Below are 17748 nucleotides of genomic sequence, written 5' to 3'. Positions count from 1 at the left end.
TGTGTATAAGAGACAGGGCGCCGCCGTGCCCGGCGCCGGCCGGGTCGCCACTGCCGCCGACGCGACCGCCGTTGCCGCCGTCGCCGCCCGCGCCGCCGGTGCTTCCGGCCCCGGTGGCCGTACCTCCGGTGCCGCCGTGCCCGCCGGACCCACCGGCACCGAACTGCTGACCGCCGTAGCGGCCGATCCCGCCGTGGCCACCGGCGCCGGCGATGCCGGATTCGGCTGCCGAGCCGTGGCCGCCGTCGCCGCCGGCACCACCGTTTCCGAACAGCGTCCCTCCGGCGCCCCCGTCACCGCCGTTGCCGCCCGCCCCGCCATCGGCGCCGGCCGCACCATTGCCGCCGTCGCCGCCGTTGCCGAACAGGCCGGCGTGCCCGCCGTCGCCACCGGCCACGCCGGCCCCGGTCGCGTTCCAGCCGTCGCCGCCGTCGCCGAACCACACCCCGCCGTTGCCGCCGTCGGGGTCGGTCTCGGTCCCGTCCGCGCCATTGCAGATCACCCCGCACGCGTCGGGGAACAGCGGCGCGAAGAGCTGGTTGAGCGGCGCGGTGAGCTGCTGCCCGAAGTCCGAGTTGAGCCAGTCCTGCAAGGCCGCGTGCAGCGGTGTGTAGAAGTCGAACGCGGCAGCACCGGCGGCAGATCCGGCCAGCGCATCGCCGGACAGGTCCGACGCGGCGAACAGACTGTTGAAGTCATCGCTCAGGTTGCCCCAGGCACCCGGGTCGAACAGGTCGGCCCACAGGTCGTCGAAGTCGGCATGCGACGCCGGGACCGCGGTCAGGGCCGCCAGGCTCATGGCTGTGAGGAGCCCCAACGTTGCCGGAGCTGCCCTCAGTTCGGTGCCGCCCCAGCGCAGGCGGCGTTTCCTTGGACTACTGAGACGACGAGACATCGGGCCAACCTTCCGGCGACGATCGAAGACCTACGTGCACTTTTGGCGACTCTAGTCGACGCACGATCGAGCAAAACCATACCAAGTGAATGAACGGTCGCCTGTTTATGGATTTTCGGTAGACAATTGACGCCCGCGAAACTATCGTGTGGTTCCTGAGGTCAACGTTAGCAACAGGCCTTACTCCACTGAGGACTTTTTCGAGAAGGGTCGGGTTCAACATGACTGGTCGGCACGGCGTCACCGGTAAGGGGACTTCCGGGAAGCGCGGTTCGGGGCGGCGGATCGTGGGCGCTTCCTCGGCGGTTGCGGCTTTCTTGGCGTTCGGGATGGCGCCGTTGGCGTCGGCGCCGGCGGCTAATGCCGACTTCGATGACTTCTTGACGGATCTGTTCGATCCGAGTGCCTGGGGCAACCTGTCCGGGCACTTCGACAGTCTGTTCACGGGTTCGGACTGGGGTGTCGGTAGTGCTGATGCGTCTGGTGCGGAGTGGGCGCAGATGTGGGAGACGTACTTGTATGCGCCGTTGCATGACGGGATGCAGGAGTGGATCAATTCGGACTTCGGGGCGCAGGTCAATGGTGTGATCAACCAGTTGTTCGCGCCGTTTACCGAGGGCTTTTGCGGGATGATCTGCAACGGCCTCGACGGCACCGCCGAGAGTGTCGACGGTCAGGCCGGTGGTTTGTGGTTCGGCGATGGCGGCGATGGCTGGTCCTCGACCCTTGAGGGGGTGGCCGGCGGTAACGGTGGTCATGCCGGTGGTATCGGCGACGGTGGCGACGGTGGTGCCGGTGGTTTCGGTGCTGATGGTGGCAATGGTGGCCATGGCGGGGAGATGTGGGGCAACGGCGGCGATGGTGGCGCCGGCGGGGCGGCGACGGCGACCTTGGCGGCCGGTAACGGTGGCACTGGTGGGTCCTCGGGTCAGGCGCAGGACTTCTTCGGGATGGGTGCGCTGGGCAACGGCGGTGACGGCGGCGTCGGTGGTGCGGGCTGGACCGGCACCAACGGCAGCACGGGCAGCACGGCTGGCGCCAATGGTGGTAACGGGTTGGCCGGCACCAACGGCGGCAACGGTGGGGCCGGCGGTGCTGGTTCCACGATCCTGGGCATTGGCGGCAGTGGCGGTGCCGGCGGTGCCGGTGGTAACGGCGGCAGTGGCGGGTCCGGGGCGACCGGGGCGGCCGGCACGTTCGACGACAACGGCGATGGCAACGGCGGCAACGGCGGCAGCGGTGGTGGCGGCGCGAACGGCGGTAACGGCGGCACCGGCGGTGCGGCCGGTACCGGCGCCACGCTGTTCGGTGGCAACGGCACCCAGGGTGTCGGCGGCAATGCCGGCAACGGCGGGTCCGCGGGCCTGGCTGGTGATGGCGGGGCGGGTGCGGCGGGCACCGCTGCGCATCCCGACGGCGGTAACGGCGGCAATGGCGGTGACCCGGGCGCGACTGCCGGGCAGGCCGGCAGCGCCGGCACCGGTTCGGCTGCTGGGCAGGCCGGCACCGACGGGACGGTGTCGACGGCCCCGCAGGGCAACGGCGGCGCCGGTGGAAACGGCTACGACCCGTCCACCGATCCGGACGCGCTGGCCGGTGCTGGCGGCGGTAACGGCGGTGCCGGCGGTAACGGCGGGGCCTACGGCAACGGCGGCAACGGCGGCGTCGGCGGCACCGGCGTCGACGGCGGAGTCGGCCAGGACGGCGGCAACGGTGGTAACGGCGGTGCCGGCGGCTTGGGCGGCGCGCTGGCCGGTAACGGCGGTAACGGTGGTAACGCCGGTCAAGCCGGCGACGGCGGCAACGGGCAGATCGGCCTGCCCCCGGCCGACGGTGACGTCAACGGCACTGACGGGGGTAACGGTGGTAACGGCGGTAACGGCGGCGCCGCTGGTAACGCGCTGGCCGACAGCGGCAACGCCGGTACTGCGGGCACTGCGGGCAACGGCGGCAACGGCGGCACGGCAGGTGCCGCCCAGCACACCGACAGTGCCAACCACGCCTACTCCCAGCATGGTTTGACCGGCGGCAACGGTGGCAACGGTGGCACCGGCGGTAGCGGTGGGACCGGCGGCGCCAACGGCCAGGACAGCGCCAGCACCGACGGCGGCAACGGCGGTAACGGTGGTGACACCTTCACCAAGACGCCCAATGACTACAACGGTGGCCGCGTCGATGTGGCAGGTTTCGCCGGCAACGGCGGCAACGGCGGTGCCGGCGGCTCCGGCGGTCTGAACCCCGGTGCCGGCGGCGACGGCGGCAACGGCGGCAACGGCAACACCGTGTTCGTCAATGGCCCCGGCGGTACCGGCCAGACCGGGCACACCGGCGACGGTGGCGTGGCCGGCTACGGCGGTAGCGGCGGTGCCGGCGGTGACGGAATCGGCGGCCAGACCGGTGGCACCGGTGGCGACGGCGGAAGCGGCGGCATCGCCGGCGGCAACAGCGGCTACAACTACACCGGTGGGCAGGGCGGTGAAGGCGGTAACGGCGGCGGCAGCGAGTCCGGCACGGGCGGTGTCGGCGGGAACGGCGGCGACGGCGGAGCCAGCCAGAACAGCAGCACCAGCGCGATCGGCGGGAACGGCGGTGCCGGCGGTGGGGGCGGGACCAGCCAGACCGGAACCGGCGGAAACGGCGGTACCGGCGGCAACGGCGGTGCGGGTGTCGACGGCGGCACCACGCGTCCGGACGGCACCACCCTGGTCAACGGAACCAGCGGCGGCAACGGCGGCAACGGCGGGGCAGGTGGCGACGGGGTGAACTCCGGCTCCGGCGGCGACGCCGGACAGGCCGGTGCCGGTGGCAACGGCGTGGCCGGCACCATCGTCAACCCCGGCGACCTGGGCAACGGCGGGTACGGCGGCAACGGCGGTAACGGTGGCAACGGCGGCGCGGCCGGCACCGCCAACGGCGGCACCACCGGGGTCCGCGGAGCCGGCGCCGACGGCGGCGCCGGCGGCCAGGGCGGCGACGCCGCCAAGGACGACGACGGGAACTACATCCCTCAGCCGCTGTTGAACGGCGGCTTCGGCGGTAACGGCGGTAACGGCGGAAGCGGCGGGACTGGCCTGCATGCCGGTGTCGGCGGTGCCGCTGGCAACGGCGGTGGTGGCGGCGTGGACGTGCCCGGCATCCCCACCCCCCAGAGCGGCGGGGGTGGAAACGGCGGCAACGGCGGCGCCGGCGGCGCGGCGACCACCACTGCCGACGGTGGCGACGGGCTCGCCGGTGACGGCGGTGACGGTGGCGCTGGCGGCAGCGGCGACGGCGTCACCGGGGGGAACGGCGGCACCGGTGGTGCCGGTGGCGCCGCGACCGGTGATGCCACCGGCGGTAACGGCGGTGCCGGTGGTGACGGTGGTATCGCTCACAACAACGGCGGCAAGGGCGGTGCCGGTGGCGCCGGCGGCGCCAGTGAGGCCGGGAACGCCGGTAGCGGGGGTGCCGGCGGTAACGGTGGTAACGGCTTTAGCCGATCGGGTGCTGGTGGTGCCGGCGGCGCCGGCGGCTACAGCGCCGACGCTGACGGTGGCGCCGGTGGCGCCGGCGGTAACGGCGGTACGGTCGACGGCACGGGCGGGGGATCGTTGGTCGCGACGACTACCGGAGCCGGCGGTGCCGGAGGCGCCGGCGGCGCCAGCGGCGGTGCCGGCACCGGCGGTGACGGCGGCAACGGCGGTAACGGCGGTGAAAACAACCGTGTCGCCAGCGGCACGATCACCGGACATGGCGCTAACGGCGGCGCCGGCGGGGCCGGTGGCGACAGCGTCACCGGTGCCGGCGGTAACGGTGGTAACGGCGGTGACGGCGGTGACAACAACGCCAGCGGCGCGAACGTGGTGGGCCACGGCGGCGCCGGTGGAAGCGGCGGGAACGGCGGCGCCTCGGGCGCCACGGCCGGTGAGAGCGGTACACCGGGCGAGCCCTACACCGGCCTCGCCGGTGGTGCCGGCGGTGACGGTGGCGCCGGCGCCCAGCCCACTCCCTAGGAGGCAAATCGCAGCACGCAGCAGCCCCGCACGGCACGGCCGTGCGGGGCTGCTGCTATCCGGGGTGGTATCCGGCCCGCCGCCCAGCCGTGCCTGGCGTGAACCGCAACGCCCACCCACTAACGTGGACGCGTGGATTACCAGAAGAAGCTGATGCCCGTCCTCGGTGCCGTGCTGCTCGGTGCGCTGTTCACCGGTGGTTGCAGCAGCACACCGGTACACACCGACCAAGCACCGGATGCCGCTGCGGCCGCCGAGTTCGCCGGCTCCCTGAGCGACAAGGTGACCATCGACGCGATGATGGCGCACCTGCAGAAACTGCAGGACATCGCCAACGCCCACAACGACACCCGCGCCGTCGGCACCCCGGGTTACGACGCCAGCGTCGACTACGTGGCCGACACGTTGCGCGAGCACGGTTTCGACGTCCAGACTCCGGAGTTCATCGCCCGGGTGTTCAAAGCAGAGAAGGGCTCGGTGCACCTCGGCGACAAGACCGTCGAGGCCCGCGCGCTGCAGTACAGCCTCGGGACCCCGCCCGATGGTGTCACCGGGCCGTTGGTGGCCGCGCCGGCCGACGACAGTCCGGGCTGCAGCCCCGAGGACTACGACGGGCTGACCGTCTCCGGCGCCGTCGTACTGGTCGACCGCGGAACCTGCCCGTTCAAGGAGAAGATGGCCGTCGTCGTCGAGAAGGGCGCGGTGGCGATGGTGGTCGCCGACAGCATCGACGAGGAGAAGATGGGCGGCACGCTGGGGGAGGCCACCGAGGTCAAGATCCCGGTGGTGAGCGTGACCAAGGCCGACGGCGCGATGCTGCGCGGCGGGCACGGCGCCATGACCGTCAAACTCGACGCGCACACCGATGAGATCCCGGCGCGCAACGTGATCGCCCAGACCAAGACCGGATCGACCGAGAACGTGGTGATGCTCGGCGCCCACCTGGACAGCGTCCCCGAGGGGCCCGGTATCAACGACAACGGATCCGGAGTGGCCGCGGTGCTGGAAACCGCTCTGCAACTTGGTGATTCGCCGCAGGTGAACAATGCGGTGCGGTTCGGGTTCTGGGGCGCCGAAGAGCTCGGTCTGATCGGCTCGCGCAAGTACGTCGAGTCGCTCGATGTCGAGCAGCTCAAGAATATCGCGCTGTATCTGAACTTCGACATGCTCGGCTCGCCGAACCCGGGCTATTTCACCTACGACGGCGACCAGTCCCTGGCGCCCGATAAGCGCGGCCAGCCGGTGGTGCCCGAAGGCTCGGCCGGCATCGAGCGCACCCTGGTGGACTACCTCAAGTGGGCCGGCAAGGAACCGCGCGACACCTCCTTCGATGGGCGCTCCGACTACGACGGGTTCACCCAGGCCGGGATCCCTTCCGGAGGCCTGTTCTCCGGTGCCGAGGTCAAGAAGACCGAGGACGAGGCCAAACTCTGGGGCGGTGCCGCCGATGAGCCGTTCGACCCGAATTACCACCAAAAGGGCGACACCATCGACAACATCGACCGCGATGAATTGGCGATCAACGGCCGGGGCGTGCCCTACGCGGTCGGGATCTACGCGCAGGATCTCGGCGGCCGCAACGGAGTTCCGGTTCGCGACGACCGCACGCGCCACGTCGTCAGCACCCCGTAATCCGTCCGGCCGGCGCCATTCTGGTCCCCTGACGGTGGCGACCCGACCGGCCCCAAGCGGAGCACCTTGCGCTCACTGTTCACCCAGATGTGTTAAGAATGGCGCTTTAGATAACGGAAGTTATGAGGTGATTATCACGCTCGGTGCTACGAACGACCCGGCCGGACGCCCGGGTGACCGCATCAGGCGGCGCCCCAAGGACCGCAAAGCACAGATCACCCGTGCGGCGGCGGAAGCGTTCAGTGCGCAGGGCTACCACGCGACCAGCATGGAGGCGGTCGCCACCAGAGTTGGGATTTCCGCGCCTGCTCTGTACCGGCACTACCCCAGCAAATACCACATGTTCGCCGTCGTCGTCGGTACGCTCGGCCAGCAGCTGGTTGACTGCACCGCCTTCCTCGACGACGTCTCCGACGCCGAATTGGAGCGCGACGCCGCGGCGGTACTCGACCGGGCGTTCGACGCGCTGATCACCTCGGGGATCAGTGATCGCGAGATCGGCGGGTTGTACCGGTGGCAGGGCCGCTATCTGCAGCCCGACGATCAGGCCAAGTTGATGGCGCAGATGCGCACGGTCCATCGGCGCATTCAACGTCCACTCGTCGCGCTGCGCCCGGAGCTGACCTCCGCCGAACGCTGGACCTTGTCATCGAGCCTGCTCAGCCTCTCCGGAAGCATCCTCGGCCACCGGCTGCGGCTCCCCGACGAAGAAGTCCGGCCACTGCTCAGCGAGGCTGCGCGCGCGGTGGCGGCCACCCAACTGCCCAAGCCCGAAGACGTCGGAGTCAATCGGCCGGCGGTATGGCGCATCTTCACGCCGGACGCCGGACCGTATGAGGCCCTGCTGCACGCGGCGATCCTGCTGTTCGGCAAACAGGGCTACGCCGAGACCAGTGTCACCGAGATCGCCGACGCCGTCGGCGTCCCGGCATCCGGGGTATACCGTTACTTCTCCAGCAAAGCCGACATCTTGACGACCGGTCTGCAGCGCGCCATGGACCGGATCGCCGGGGAGATGTCGGCCATCGCCAGTGTGTTCGCCGACCCGCGTGAGACGCTGACCCGCTTGGTCGAGGCGTGGGTGGCCACCGTGTTCGCCAATCCCGAGCTGGCCGCCGTCTACGACACCGAGCGGGTCAACCTGGCATCGGCCGAGCGGGAACTGCTCCGGGATTCCGAGCGTGCGTTCATGGACACCTGGGCCAAGCCGCTGATCATGGTGCGGCCGGGACTGGACAGCGACCACGCGCGGTTCCTGGTGCACGTGTTGTCGGTACTGCTGGACGACATGGGCCGGGTGGCTCGGGAGCGCGCGGCCAAGCTCGGCGAGGACTCCGTCCCCGGCGGGCCCGGCTATGCGCAGGCCTGCCTGCGCACTCTGATGGAGTCCATTCTGCTGGGCCCGGCTGACGCCTGACGATTCTCGGGCTCAGGCGAGCTGGTAGTCCTCCAGCGGGAACCGAGAGCCGTCGCGCACCGCATTGCGCACCGAGGTGGGCCGCAGCAGCGACGCTTCGCCGCTGGGGTTGAAGTAGTAGGACCGTGAGGTGGCGCAGTCGCCCGCGTAGAACACCGAGCGGTCCAGCCGTTTGGTCATCTCGTCGAGGAAGCGGGTGTTGGCGGCCTCGGTGACCTCGAAAGTTGTCGCGCCGCGGCGCTGCAGTTCGCCGAACAACCGGCCCATGTGGCGCATCTGGTATTCCATCGTGTTGAAGAACGACAGGCCGCAGAACGCATAGGGGCTGGCCAGGCTCAGGAAGTTCGGGAAGGCCGGGATCGACACCCCCTGGTAGGCCTGGAACCGGTTCTCCCGCCACCATTTACCCAGATTGCGCCCGTCGCGTCCGACGATCTCGATCGCCGGGAAGTTGGCCTCCCACATGTCGAAACCGGTGGCCAGCACCAGCGTGTCGATCTCGCTCTTGCGTCCGTCGAGGGTCACGATGCCGTCCGGCTCGATGTGATCGATCCCGGCCGTCTCCAGGTGCACGTGCGCCTTGTTGAAGGTGCGGTAGTAGTCGTTGGACCAGCTGGGCCGTTTGCAGCCGATGTCGTAGTTCGGGGTGAGCTTGGCCCGCAGCTCCTTGTCCCGGATCGAGATGAACCGGTGGATCTTGCACAGGTCCATCGCGCCGATCGACAGCCGGCGGAAATAGGGGAAGTTGAGGATCCCGACGAACGTCATGAACCCCAGCAGCCCATCGGTCACATACCGCACCGCCCGCTGCGTCAGCGGCACCCGGGCGAACAGGCGCCGCACCGCCGGCGAGATCCCGAAGTCCAGCTTGGGCGCCACCCAGATCGGCGTGCGCTGGTACACCGTCAGGTCGGCGACGGTCTTGGCCAGCTCCGGGATCAGCTGCACCGCGGTGGCGCCGGTGCCGATCAGGCCGACCCGGCGGCCGGTGAAGTCGTGGTGTGCATCCCAGGCGGTGGTGTGCACCACCTTGCCGGCGAAGTCGGCGATGCCGGGGATGTCCGGGGTGTGCGGCTGCGACAGGAACCCGGTCGCGGTGATCAGGTAGCGAGCACTCAGGGTGCTGCCGTCGGCCAAGTTCACCTGCCAGCGCTGGGCTTCCTCATCCCAGCGGGCGCCGTCGACGCTGGTGTTGAACCGCATGTGGCGGCGCACGTCGTACTTGTCGGCGACGTGCTCGGCGTAGCGCTTGAGTTCCGAACCGGTGGCGAACAGCCGCGTCCAGTGCGGATTGGGCTCGAACCAGTAGGAGTAGGTGGTCGAGGGGATGTCGACGGCCAGTCCTGGATAGCGGTTGACGTGCCACGTGCCGCCCAGATCGTCCTCGCGCTCGAGCAGGACGATATTGTCGTAGCCGAGCTTCTTGAGCTCGATCGCCGCGCCCATCCCGCCGAAACCCGCACCCACGATGACGACGTCGAAGCGCTCCGTACTCATGAAAATACGGTACCTGACTCGTCGGTAACCAGCGAAGTTCACCGGCCACCACACGGAAGGCAGTCATGACCGATTCGATGGCCGATCCGGCCACGGTGTTCACCGCGCTGGCGAACATCGTTTACCAGTCTTCCAGCCTCGACGAGGTGTATGCCGCCATCTGTGCGGCGGCGACGCTGATGGTGCCCGGATGCGACCACGCGAGCGTGATGGTGCGCCGCGGCGACAGTTACGCCATCGCCGCCGCGAGCGACGGGGTGGCGGCCACGATCGACGAGCTGGAGATCGCCCTCGGCGAGGGGCCCTGCATGGATGCCATCGAGGAAGAAGCAGCCCAAATCGAGCCCGACCTGGCCGCCGACAGCCAGTGGCCGGCGCTGGCCGCCCGGATCGTCGCCGAGACGCCGGTGCGCGGTTCGATGGGATTCCGGCTGCTGGCCGAGCGCCGCAAGGCGGGTGCGCTCAACTTGTTCTCTGACACCCCCGGCGCGTTCGACACGGCGGCCGCCGAACGCGCGGTCGTCCTGGCCGCTTTCGCCACGATCGCGATCGGCGCGGCGGTCCGCGGCGAAGAAGTGGACAACCTGCAACGCGGTCTGGCCAGCAACCGGGAGATCGGCAAGGCGATCGGCATGCTGATGGTGCTCAACGACATCTCCGAGCCAGACGCCTTCAACCTGCTGCGCCGCATCTCCCAGGACACCAACATCAAGATCGCCGACATCGCCGCGGAAGTCGTCAAGCGGCGAGGACTGGGGAAGTCAGCCCCGTAGCCGCAGCGCGGCGTCGATGGCCGGCACCGGCACATCGAGTGTCTTCGACGGCCTGGTGATGCCGTCGCGGTCGCCGGCACCCGACCCCGACGGCGGGCCTTTGGGCCGGCGCCGCCGAAACGGCAGGTCGTAGCGGATCGCCAGGAAGCCGCGCCGCGCCCACCCCTCGCAAAGCGGTTGCAGCATGGTCGAATCCCGGTTGCCGCCCGCGCCGTGGGCCAGCAGCACCACCCCGGCCGGGGCGCCGGCGGGTTCGTGGGCGACGCCGGTGGGGTCGTTGACTAGGGGTCGAGTTGGGCGGGGGCGACCCGGCACCGGGCGGCTTGGGCGCCGGCGTGCAGGCGTCGGTCCCAGACGGCGACGATCAAGTCGGAGTCGCCGATCGCCAACGCGCTGGCCAGATGAACCGCGTCGGCTCCGCGCAAGGCGTGAGCCCGGGCGAGCTGGCCGGCGTGCTGTTCAACCGCCGCGGTGAGTTCGACTGGGCGGGTAGCGGCCCAGAAGTCCTCCCAGTCACGCTCGGCGCCGGCGAGCTCGGGCTCGGTGAGGTCGTGATTGCGCGCCGCTGCAGCGAGTGCGGCGCGCACTTCGGGGTAGGCCAGGCGGCTGGACAGGGCGGCGTCGCAGCTGTCCCATAGCGCGGACGCCAGAGAACTCCCTGTTTCAGTGGTGAGAAGTTTGACGAAGGCGCTGGCGTCGAAGTAGACGAGTGACACCGGTCAGCGCCGCTGGTCGCTGACCTGGTCAGACACCGGCCGTCGCGGTTGCGGTGTGGGCCGACCCGCAGCGACGGGCCGCTGCACGGTGGCCTTGCCGATCACGCCTTCGGCCGCGAGACGCTCTAAGGTGCCTGCGCTGTCCAGCGCCGCCAGCCGCGCGACCGGAATCCCACGGTCGGTGATGACGACCTCACCACCAGCCCGCGCTCGATCGAGCCAATCGCTGAGGTGCGCGCGCAACTCGGTTACGGATACGTCCACACCCTGAATGTACACTCGTCGACCAAACGATCTGTACATGTCCGCAGGGAGCTGGTGTGATGGCGCCGCGGTTGGTGGCGGCGGACGGTGCCAGAGCCGCGGCTTCAGCCCAGTAGCCGCAGCGCGGCGTCGACGGCCAGCACCGGCACATCGAGTGTCTTCGACGCCAGGTCGTGGCGGGCGCCGGGGATCTCGACGACCTGGTGGGCAGCCGGGATCAACGCGGCGGCCGCCTGGATCTCGGCGGGCGTCCCGAAGGGGTCTGAGGCGCCGTGGGTGAACACCGTGGGCACGCCGATATCGGGCAGATGTTCGGTGCGGGCGCGTTCGGGCTTGCCGGGCGGGTGCAGCGGGTAGGAGAACAACGCCAGCAGGTCCATCTGGGCGCCTCCGGCCGCCTCCACCATCGAGGTCTGCCGCCCGCCGTAGGAGTGCCCGCCGGCGATCAGCGGACCGTCGGCAAGGCTGCGGGCATACCCGATGGCCGCGGTGATGCCTTCGCGGTCGCCGGCACCCGACCCCGACGGCGGGCCCTTGGGCCGGCGCCGCCGAAACGGCAGGTCGTAGCGGATCGCCAGGAAGCCGCGCCGCGCCCACTCGTCGCAAAGCCGCTGCAGCATGGGCGAATCCCGATTGCCGCCGGCGCCGTGGGCCAGCAGCACCACCCCGCTCGGGGTGCCGCCGGGTTCATGGGCGACGCCGGCGATCTCGTCGAGGATCACCGCGACAACCGGAACAGCGGTGAGACCGGGCCGTGCCCGTGGCCCAGCGGGTAGGCGGCGCGTAGGCACTCGGTCACCCAGCGCTTCGCGAACGCCACCGCCTCGGGGACCGAAAACCCGTGCGCCAGCGCGCATGCGGTCGCCGCGGCGAGCGTGTCGCCGGCCCCGTGGTCGTCGCCGGTGGCCACCCGGGGGCCGGGGTACTCCTGAAAGTGGTTGCCGTCGTAGAGTAGATCGGGACTGTGCTGCGCCGAGGGCAGGTGCCCGCCTTTGACCAGCACCCACCGCGGTCCCAGGGCGTGCAGCGCCTGGGCCGCCGCCCTCTGGGATTCGGCGTCGACCACCTCGATCCCGACCAGCAGCCGAACCTCGTGCAGGTTCGGTGTCACCAGGGTGGCTAGCGGAAACAGCTTGTCGCGCAGCGCATCCAGGGCGGATGTCGCCAGCAGTGCATCGCCGTGCATGGACGCCGAGACCGGATCGACCACCAGTGGCACCCTCAGCCCGAGTTCACGCCACGTCGCGGCCACTCCCGTGATGATCTGCGCCGACGCCAGCATGCCGGTCTTGGCGGCCTGGATTCCGATGTCGGGTACCACCGCTTCGATCTGGGCGGCGACGGTGTCGGTGGGCACCTCGTGAAAGCTCTTGACGCCCACCGTATTCTGCACCGTCACCGCCGTGACCGCGACGCAGGCATGCACCCCGAGCAGCGCACAGGTGCGCATGTCGGCCTGAATGCCCGCGCCGCCACCGGAATCCGATCCGGCGATGGTGAGCACCCGCGCCGGGGTCGATCCGGGCGGGGCCAGCGGCAGGAACTCCACTAGGAGGAGATGGGCAGATACACCCGGTTACCCTGGTCGGCGAACTCGGCGGACTTCTCGTCCATGCCCTTCTGGATCGCCGCGTCGATGTCCTCCTGAGTGTGCAACCCATGCTCGTCTGCGAAGTCGCGCACGTCCTGGCTGATCCGCATCGAGCAGAACTTCGGCCCGCACATCGAGCAGAAGTGCGCGGACTTGGCCGGCTCGGCGGGCAGGGTCTCGTCGTGGTACTCGCGGGCGGTGTCCGGGTCCAGAGACAGTGCGAACTGGTCATACCAGCGGAACTCGAAGCGCGCCTTGGACAGTGCGTTGTCGCGGTCCTGCGCGTGCGGGTGCCCCTTGGCCAGGTCGGCGGCGTGCGCAGCGATCTTGTAGGCGATCACGCCGTCCTTGACGTCTTTGCGGTCCGGCAGGCCCAGGTGCTCCTTGGGGGTCACGTAGCACAGCATGGCGGTGCCGGCCTGGGCGATGATCGCCGCGCCGATCGCCGAGGTGATGTGGTCATAGGCCGGTGCGATGTCGGTGGCCAGCGGCCCGAGGGTGTAGAACGGCGCCTCGTCGCACCACTCCTCCTCCAGCCGCACGTTCTCGACGATCTTGTGCATCGGTACGTGGCCGGGGCCCTCGATCATCACCTGGGCGCCACGGGATTTGGCGATCTTGGTCAGTTCGCCCAGGGTGCGCAACTCGGCGAACTGGGCCTCGTCATTGGCGTCGGCGATCGAACCCGGCCGCAACCCGTCGCCGAGGGAGAACGTGACGTCATAGCTGGCCAGGATGTCGGCGAGCTCTTCGAAGTTGGTGTAGAGGAACGATTCCTGGTGCCGTGACAGGCACCACGACGCCATGATCGAGCCGCCGCGCGACACGATGCCGGTGACCCGCTTGGCGGTCAGCGGCACGTAGCGCAACAGCACCCCGGCGTGCACGGTCATGTAGTCCACGCCTTGTTCGCACTGCTCGATCACGGTGTCGCGGTACAGCTCCCAGGTCAGCTTGGTCGGGTCGCCGTTGACCTTCTCCAGCGCCTGATAGATCGGCACCGTGCCGACCGGGACCGGGGAGTTGCGCAAGATCCACTCCCGGGTCTCGTGGATGTCCTTGCCGGTGGACAGGTCCATGATGTTGTCGGCGCCCCAGCGGGTGGCCCACACCATCTTGTCGACCTCTTCGCCGATCGAGCTGGTCACCGCGGAGTTGCCGATATTGGCGTTGATCTTCACCTTGAACGCCTTGCCGATGATCATCGGCTCCAGCTCGGGGTGGTTGTGGTTGGCGGGAATCACCGCGCGGCCGCGGGCCACCTCGTCGCGCACCAGCTCGGCGGGGAAGCCCTCGCGGGCGGCGATGAACGCCATCTCGGCGGTGATCTCTCCGGCCTGCGCGCGCTGGAGCTGGGTGCCGCGGTCACGCACCACGCCGGGGCGGGCCGGCAGGCCGCGGTGCAGGTCGATCGCCGCGTCGGTGTCGGTGTACGGGCCGGAGGTGTCGTAGAGGTCGAAGTGCTCGCCGTTGGTCAGATTGACCCGGCGGAACGGCACCTTCATCGCAACGCCGCCGGGGGCTTCGATCTCGCGGTAGGTCTTCTCGCTGTACGGGATGGGCCCGGTGGTCACCTGCGGCTCGACGGCTACATCGGTCATGTTGCTTCCTCTCCCTTGCCGGCATTACCCGGTCAGGTTCGTACGGTCGACGGCCCCGGCCGTCCTCTCAGCGCACTGGTTGCGCTCCCGCGGTTGTGGATTTCTGCATTGCCATTACTGCACTGCCACGCTATCGCAGCGCGGCAGCTGGCGTAAGGGACCGCATCACCGCCGAAGCGGGTTTTCCCAGCGCAGATCTGTGAAGCGACCGAAGTCGGTGTCGGCGGAGTAGAGCGTGACGCCGTGCTCGATGGCGAGTGCAGCGAGCATGGCGTCGGGAATGAGGTTGCCGCCGACGCCGGTGGTGTCGAGGAGCCGGCCAAGGATTCGGTGGTATTCGGGCCCCGGTTGCGGAATCCAGCCGGGTCCAGGGGGCGCGGGAAGATCCGCGGGTGCGTCGCGATGCGCAAGAAGGCGCCCGTGCTCTGCCAGGGCAAACCGACCCGCCGGGAGCCGTTGAGTTGGCGGGTCAGCCAACCGACCGCTGCCTGGTGCATCGGGGAATTCTCGTCGACCGCATAGATCAGGAGGTTGGCGTCGAGCAGCATCAATGGCTTGCCGCGCCGTCGGCGATTTCAATCGCCTCCCAGACGTTGGTGTAGTCGATGTGTGCCGGACCCATGTCGTGGGTCTGCTGCTCGAAGGGGACTCCGGCGGGCGGCTTGGCCAGACCCGAGCGGATGAGTTCGTTGATGGCCTCGCTGAGACCGATCGCGCGTTCCCGTCGAATTTTCTCGACGGCGCGCGCCACATCGTCGGCGAGATTCACGGTGGTGCGCATGCAATCCAGCGTAGGCGCATCGCGATGCGTGGCTCATGGAGTCGTGATGAGGATTAGGTATCCGATCCTTTGCATAGCTAATATATGTGCTTTGGCTTAGCGAAAGACGTGGTGACTTAATGACGGCGCAGGTCGAGAGGACAGATCTCGATCCCGGCGCGGTCGCCACCGCCCGTCGCCGGCGGCGCTACGGCCGCGACCACCCGCGCTACAAGTGGATCGCGCTGTCCAACACCACGCTGGGCGTGCTGCTGGCCACCATCAACGGCTCGATCGTGCTGATCTCGCTGCCGGCGATCTTCCGTGGCATCGGCCTGAACCCGCTGGACCCGGCGAACGTCAGCTACCTGCTGTGGATGCTGATGGGTTACCTGCTGGTCGGGGCGGTGCTGGTGGTCTTCTTCGGCCGGCTCGGTGACATGTTCGGCCGAGTTCGCATTTACAACTGGGGTTTCGTGGTGTTCACGGTCGCGGCGATCGCGTTGTCGATCGACCCGTTCGATCTGGGCCCCGGTGCGCAATGGCTGATCGGCTGGCGCGTGGTGCAAGGAGTCGGCGGGGCGATGCTGTTCGCGTCGTCGTCGGCGATCCTCACCGACGCCTTCCCGGCCAATCAGCGCGGCATGGCGCTGGGCGTCAACCAGGTGGCGGCGGTCGCCGGGTCCTTCATCGGCCTGCTGCTCGGCGGGCTGCTCTCGGAATGGGACTGGCGGGCGGTGTTCTGGGCCGGCGTGCCGATCGGGGTGCTGGGCACCATCTGGTCGGTGCGCTCACTGCACGAACTCGGTGAGCGGGCACCGGCCAAGCTGGACTGGGCCGGCACCGTGACGCTGGGGCTGGGCCTGACCGTGCTGCTGACCGCGATCACCTACAGCATTCAGCCGCACGGGAATTCGCCCACCAGCTGGACCAGTCCCGCGGTGCTGGGCTCGCTGGCGCTCGGGGTGGCGCTGCTGGTGCTGTTCTGTGTCATCGAACTGCGAGTGGCCGCCCCGCTGCTCGATGTGCGGCTGTTTTTGATCCCGGCCTTCGGCATGGCCAACGTGGCCGGCCTGATGTCGGCGATCGGGCGCGGCGGGTTGCAGTTCATGCTGATCATCTGGCTGCAGGGCATCTGGTTGCCGTTGCACGGCTACAGCTTCGAATCCACCCCGCTGTGGTCCGGGATCTATCTGCTGCCGATGACGGTCGGGTACCTGCTGGCCGGGCCGGTGGCCGGGTCGCTGTCGGACCGGCACGGCGCCCGGCCGTTCGCGGTCGGCGGCATGGTGCTGATGGCGGCGACGTTCGTGGCGCTGGTCATGCTGCCGGTCGACTTCGACTACCGGATGTTCGCGGCGCTGGTGTTCCTCAATGGGCTCGGCGGCGGGATCTTCACCGCGCCCAACAGCGCCGTGGTCATGTCGAGCGTCCCGGCCGATCAGCGCGGGGCGGCATCGGGTGTGCGGGCCACGTTCTTCAACGCCGGCACGTCGCTGTCGATCGGCGTCTTCTTCTCGCTGATGGTGATCGGGCTGGCCAACACGCTGCCCGCCGCGATGGGCGCCGGGCTGCAGCAGCAGGGCGTGTCGGCCGCGGTGGCCGACCAGGTGGCCGCCACGCCGCCGGTGGGCAGCCTGTTCGCGGCGTTTCTGGGCTACAACCCGATCGCCGAGTTGCTGGGACCCTCCGGCTCCCTGGACCATCCCGGCGTCGATGGCCAGGTGCTGACCGGGCACAGCTTCTTCCCCCAGCTCATCTCCGGGCCGTTCCACACCGGGCTGGAGGTGGTCTTCGTCGCCGCCGCGGTGATGATGGTGCTCGGCGCGCTGACCTCCTGGCTGGCGCCGGGGCGGTATGCGGTCGAGCCGGTCAACGTGTCCGATCGCACGCCGGCGTGAACGCTCGCGGCACAAGCGTATTCAGGCCCGTTAAGAGCGTCCGACACGCCCGAAATCCAGCGAGTTGACCCGGGCTCGCGGGTCATGCACTATGGACCACGCAAGCACCTCGTTAGGTGAGGCGTCTGCACGGACACAGGCCACTGACCCCGAACGTCGAAAGACGCCCCGGGTCAGGACAGCTCCTCCCGGCTTAAGGGTTGAGCCCAAGTGGCTTCCAGAGATGGACACGCCGTGCAGTGCCGAAGCTCTGACGAGAGGGGTGCGGTCTTCCGACAGTCGTCGGAGCTGCCTCCACGAGCATGCGGTGAGAACCGGCACGCCGACGCGTGCCCGCGACCGAGAGGAGGTGAGGGACGAATGAGTTCCGGTGATAGTCCGAGCCGATATCTGACGTCTGTTCCGTCCCCATCCGAACGGTCGCATACCGCCTCCAGCTGAGCCACTACCTGGACTCCTCGCTGGGCGCGTAGCGCCCCGTTACGCGACTAGGAGGCCATCATGGTTGCAATCGCTTACACCGACATCACGGCTCCGGCCCCGCGTGCCATCAGCACGCCGACGAAGCCGGAGGCCCGCCGGGGCGCGCCCGCCGCGCCTGCCTCAGACCCGGTGGTCGACATGGCCACCCGGTTGCTCAGCGGTCCGCTGAACCAGATGTACGCACTCCTGTGGCGCGTCGGAGTGCTGACCGTCAACAACTGAGGTC

The 17748-nt window shown here is 69.3% G+C and carries 14 protein-coding genes, 2 pseudogenes and 1 riboswitch; of the genes and pseudogenes, 6 read left to right on the top strand and 10 right to left on the bottom strand.

Going from position 1 to position 17748, the window contains the following annotated elements; all coding sequences use genetic code 11:
- A partial coding sequence (locus tag A5771_RS23335) for a PGRS repeat-containing protein (RefSeq protein WP_342707866.1) occupies nucleotides 1–799 on the bottom strand: 799 nt, incomplete at its 3' end.
- Between the two features lie 317 nt (nucleotides 800–1116).
- Between A5771_RS23335 and A5771_RS24305 the strand changes: the two genes are divergently transcribed.
- The 3 genes from A5771_RS24305 (at nucleotide 1117) to A5771_RS09725 (ending at nucleotide 7936) form a co-directional block, all read left to right on the top strand.
- A complete protein-coding gene (locus A5771_RS24305) occupies nucleotides 1117–4887 on the top strand; it encodes a PGRS repeat-containing protein (protein ID WP_064855007.1) in 3771 nt (1256 codons plus the stop codon).
- Between the two features lie 153 nt (nucleotides 4888–5040).
- Nucleotides 5041–6519 carry a M28 family metallopeptidase gene (locus A5771_RS09730; RefSeq protein ID WP_109401085.1) on the top strand — a complete coding sequence of 493 codons (1479 nt, stop codon included), beginning with the start codon at nucleotides 5041–5043 and terminating at the stop codon, nucleotides 6517–6519.
- Nucleotides 6520–6646: 127 nt separating this feature from the next.
- Nucleotides 6647–7936 carry a TetR/AcrR family transcriptional regulator gene (locus A5771_RS09725; protein WP_267887464.1) on the top strand — a complete coding sequence of 430 codons (1290 nt, stop codon included), beginning with the start codon at nucleotides 6647–6649 and terminating at the stop codon, nucleotides 7934–7936.
- A 12-nt stretch (nucleotides 7937–7948) separates the two neighbouring features.
- On the opposite strand, the gene A5771_RS09720 is transcribed toward A5771_RS09725, so the two are convergent.
- Nucleotides 7949–9433 (bottom strand): flavin-containing monooxygenase, encoded by a 1485-nt coding sequence (locus tag A5771_RS09720; protein ID WP_064855006.1) that lies wholly within the window; start codon nucleotides 9431–9433, stop codon nucleotides 7949–7951.
- A gap of 65 nt (nucleotides 9434–9498) precedes the next feature.
- Between A5771_RS09720 and A5771_RS09715 the strand changes: the two genes are divergently transcribed.
- Nucleotides 9499–10206: a GAF and ANTAR domain-containing protein gene (locus A5771_RS09715; protein ID WP_064855005.1), complete on the top strand. Its 708-nt coding sequence runs from the start codon at nucleotides 9499–9501 to the stop codon at nucleotides 10204–10206.
- A 57-nt stretch (nucleotides 10207–10263) separates the two neighbouring features.
- Here the strand turns inward: A5771_RS09715 and A5771_RS09710 are convergent.
- The 8 genes and pseudogenes from A5771_RS09710 to A5771_RS09675 all read right to left on the bottom strand — a co-directional run.
- Nucleotides 10264–10521 (bottom strand): annotated as a pseudogene (locus A5771_RS09710) (hypothetical protein); the annotation flags it as partial.
- Entirely contained in the window at nucleotides 10488–10922 is a 435-nt protein-coding gene (locus tag A5771_RS09705) for a type II toxin-antitoxin system VapC family toxin (RefSeq protein WP_064855004.1), read from the bottom strand. The pseudogene A5771_RS09710 and the gene A5771_RS09705, both read right to left, overlap by 34 nt.
- Nucleotides 10923–10925: 3 nt before the next feature.
- Nucleotides 10926–11192: pseudogene (locus tag A5771_RS09700) on the bottom strand (type II toxin-antitoxin system Phd/YefM family antitoxin); the annotation flags it as partial.
- A gap of 98 nt (nucleotides 11193–11290) precedes the next feature.
- Nucleotides 11291–11908, bottom strand: a complete 618-nt coding sequence (locus A5771_RS09695; protein ID WP_064855002.1) for an alpha/beta hydrolase family protein — start codon at nucleotides 11906–11908, stop codon at nucleotides 11291–11293.
- On the bottom strand, nucleotides 11905–12735 hold the full coding sequence (gene thiD / locus A5771_RS09690; RefSeq protein ID WP_064855001.1) for a bifunctional hydroxymethylpyrimidine kinase/phosphomethylpyrimidine kinase: 831 nt from the start codon (nucleotides 12733–12735) through the stop codon (nucleotides 11905–11907). Before thiD ends, A5771_RS09695 begins: the two co-directional genes overlap by 4 nt.
- Nucleotides 12735–14378 (bottom strand): phosphomethylpyrimidine synthase ThiC, encoded by a 1644-nt coding sequence (gene thiC / locus A5771_RS09685; RefSeq protein WP_064855000.1) that lies wholly within the window; start codon nucleotides 14376–14378, stop codon nucleotides 12735–12737. Before thiC ends, thiD begins: the two co-directional genes overlap by 1 nt.
- A 165-nt stretch (nucleotides 14379–14543) precedes the next feature.
- Nucleotides 14544–14855, bottom strand: a complete 312-nt coding sequence (locus tag A5771_RS09680; RefSeq protein WP_207545420.1) for a PIN domain-containing protein — start codon at nucleotides 14853–14855, stop codon at nucleotides 14544–14546.
- Between the two features lie 70 nt (nucleotides 14856–14925).
- Nucleotides 14926–15159, bottom strand: coding sequence for a hypothetical protein (locus tag A5771_RS09675; protein WP_064854999.1), 234 nt, complete (start codon nucleotides 15157–15159; stop codon nucleotides 14926–14928).
- A 119-nt stretch (nucleotides 15160–15278) separates the two neighbouring features.
- On the opposite strand from A5771_RS09675, the gene A5771_RS09670 reads away from it, so the two are divergent.
- Together A5771_RS09670 and A5771_RS09665 are read left to right on the top strand one after the other, a co-directional pair.
- Nucleotides 15279–17039: an MFS transporter gene (locus tag A5771_RS09670; protein WP_064854998.1), complete on the top strand. Its 1761-nt coding sequence runs from the start codon at nucleotides 15279–15281 to the stop codon at nucleotides 17037–17039.
- Nucleotides 17040–17140: 101 nt separating this feature from the next.
- Nucleotides 17141–17308: riboswitch (M-box (ykoK) riboswitch) on the top strand.
- Between the two features lie 232 nt (nucleotides 17309–17540).
- On the top strand, nucleotides 17541–17744 hold the full coding sequence (locus tag A5771_RS09665) for an Rv1535 family protein (protein ID WP_064854997.1): 204 nt from the start codon (nucleotides 17541–17543) through the stop codon (nucleotides 17742–17744).
- Nucleotides 17745–17748 lie beyond the last annotated feature (4 nt).

The sequence above is a fragment of the Mycolicibacter sinensis genome (assembly GCF_001667375.1).
Taxonomy (GTDB): Bacteria; Actinomycetota; Actinomycetes; order Mycobacteriales; family Mycobacteriaceae; genus Mycobacterium; species Mycobacterium sinense_A.
The sequence above is the reverse complement of the archived record's forward strand: the minus strand, read 5'-3'. Positions and strand labels throughout refer to the sequence as shown.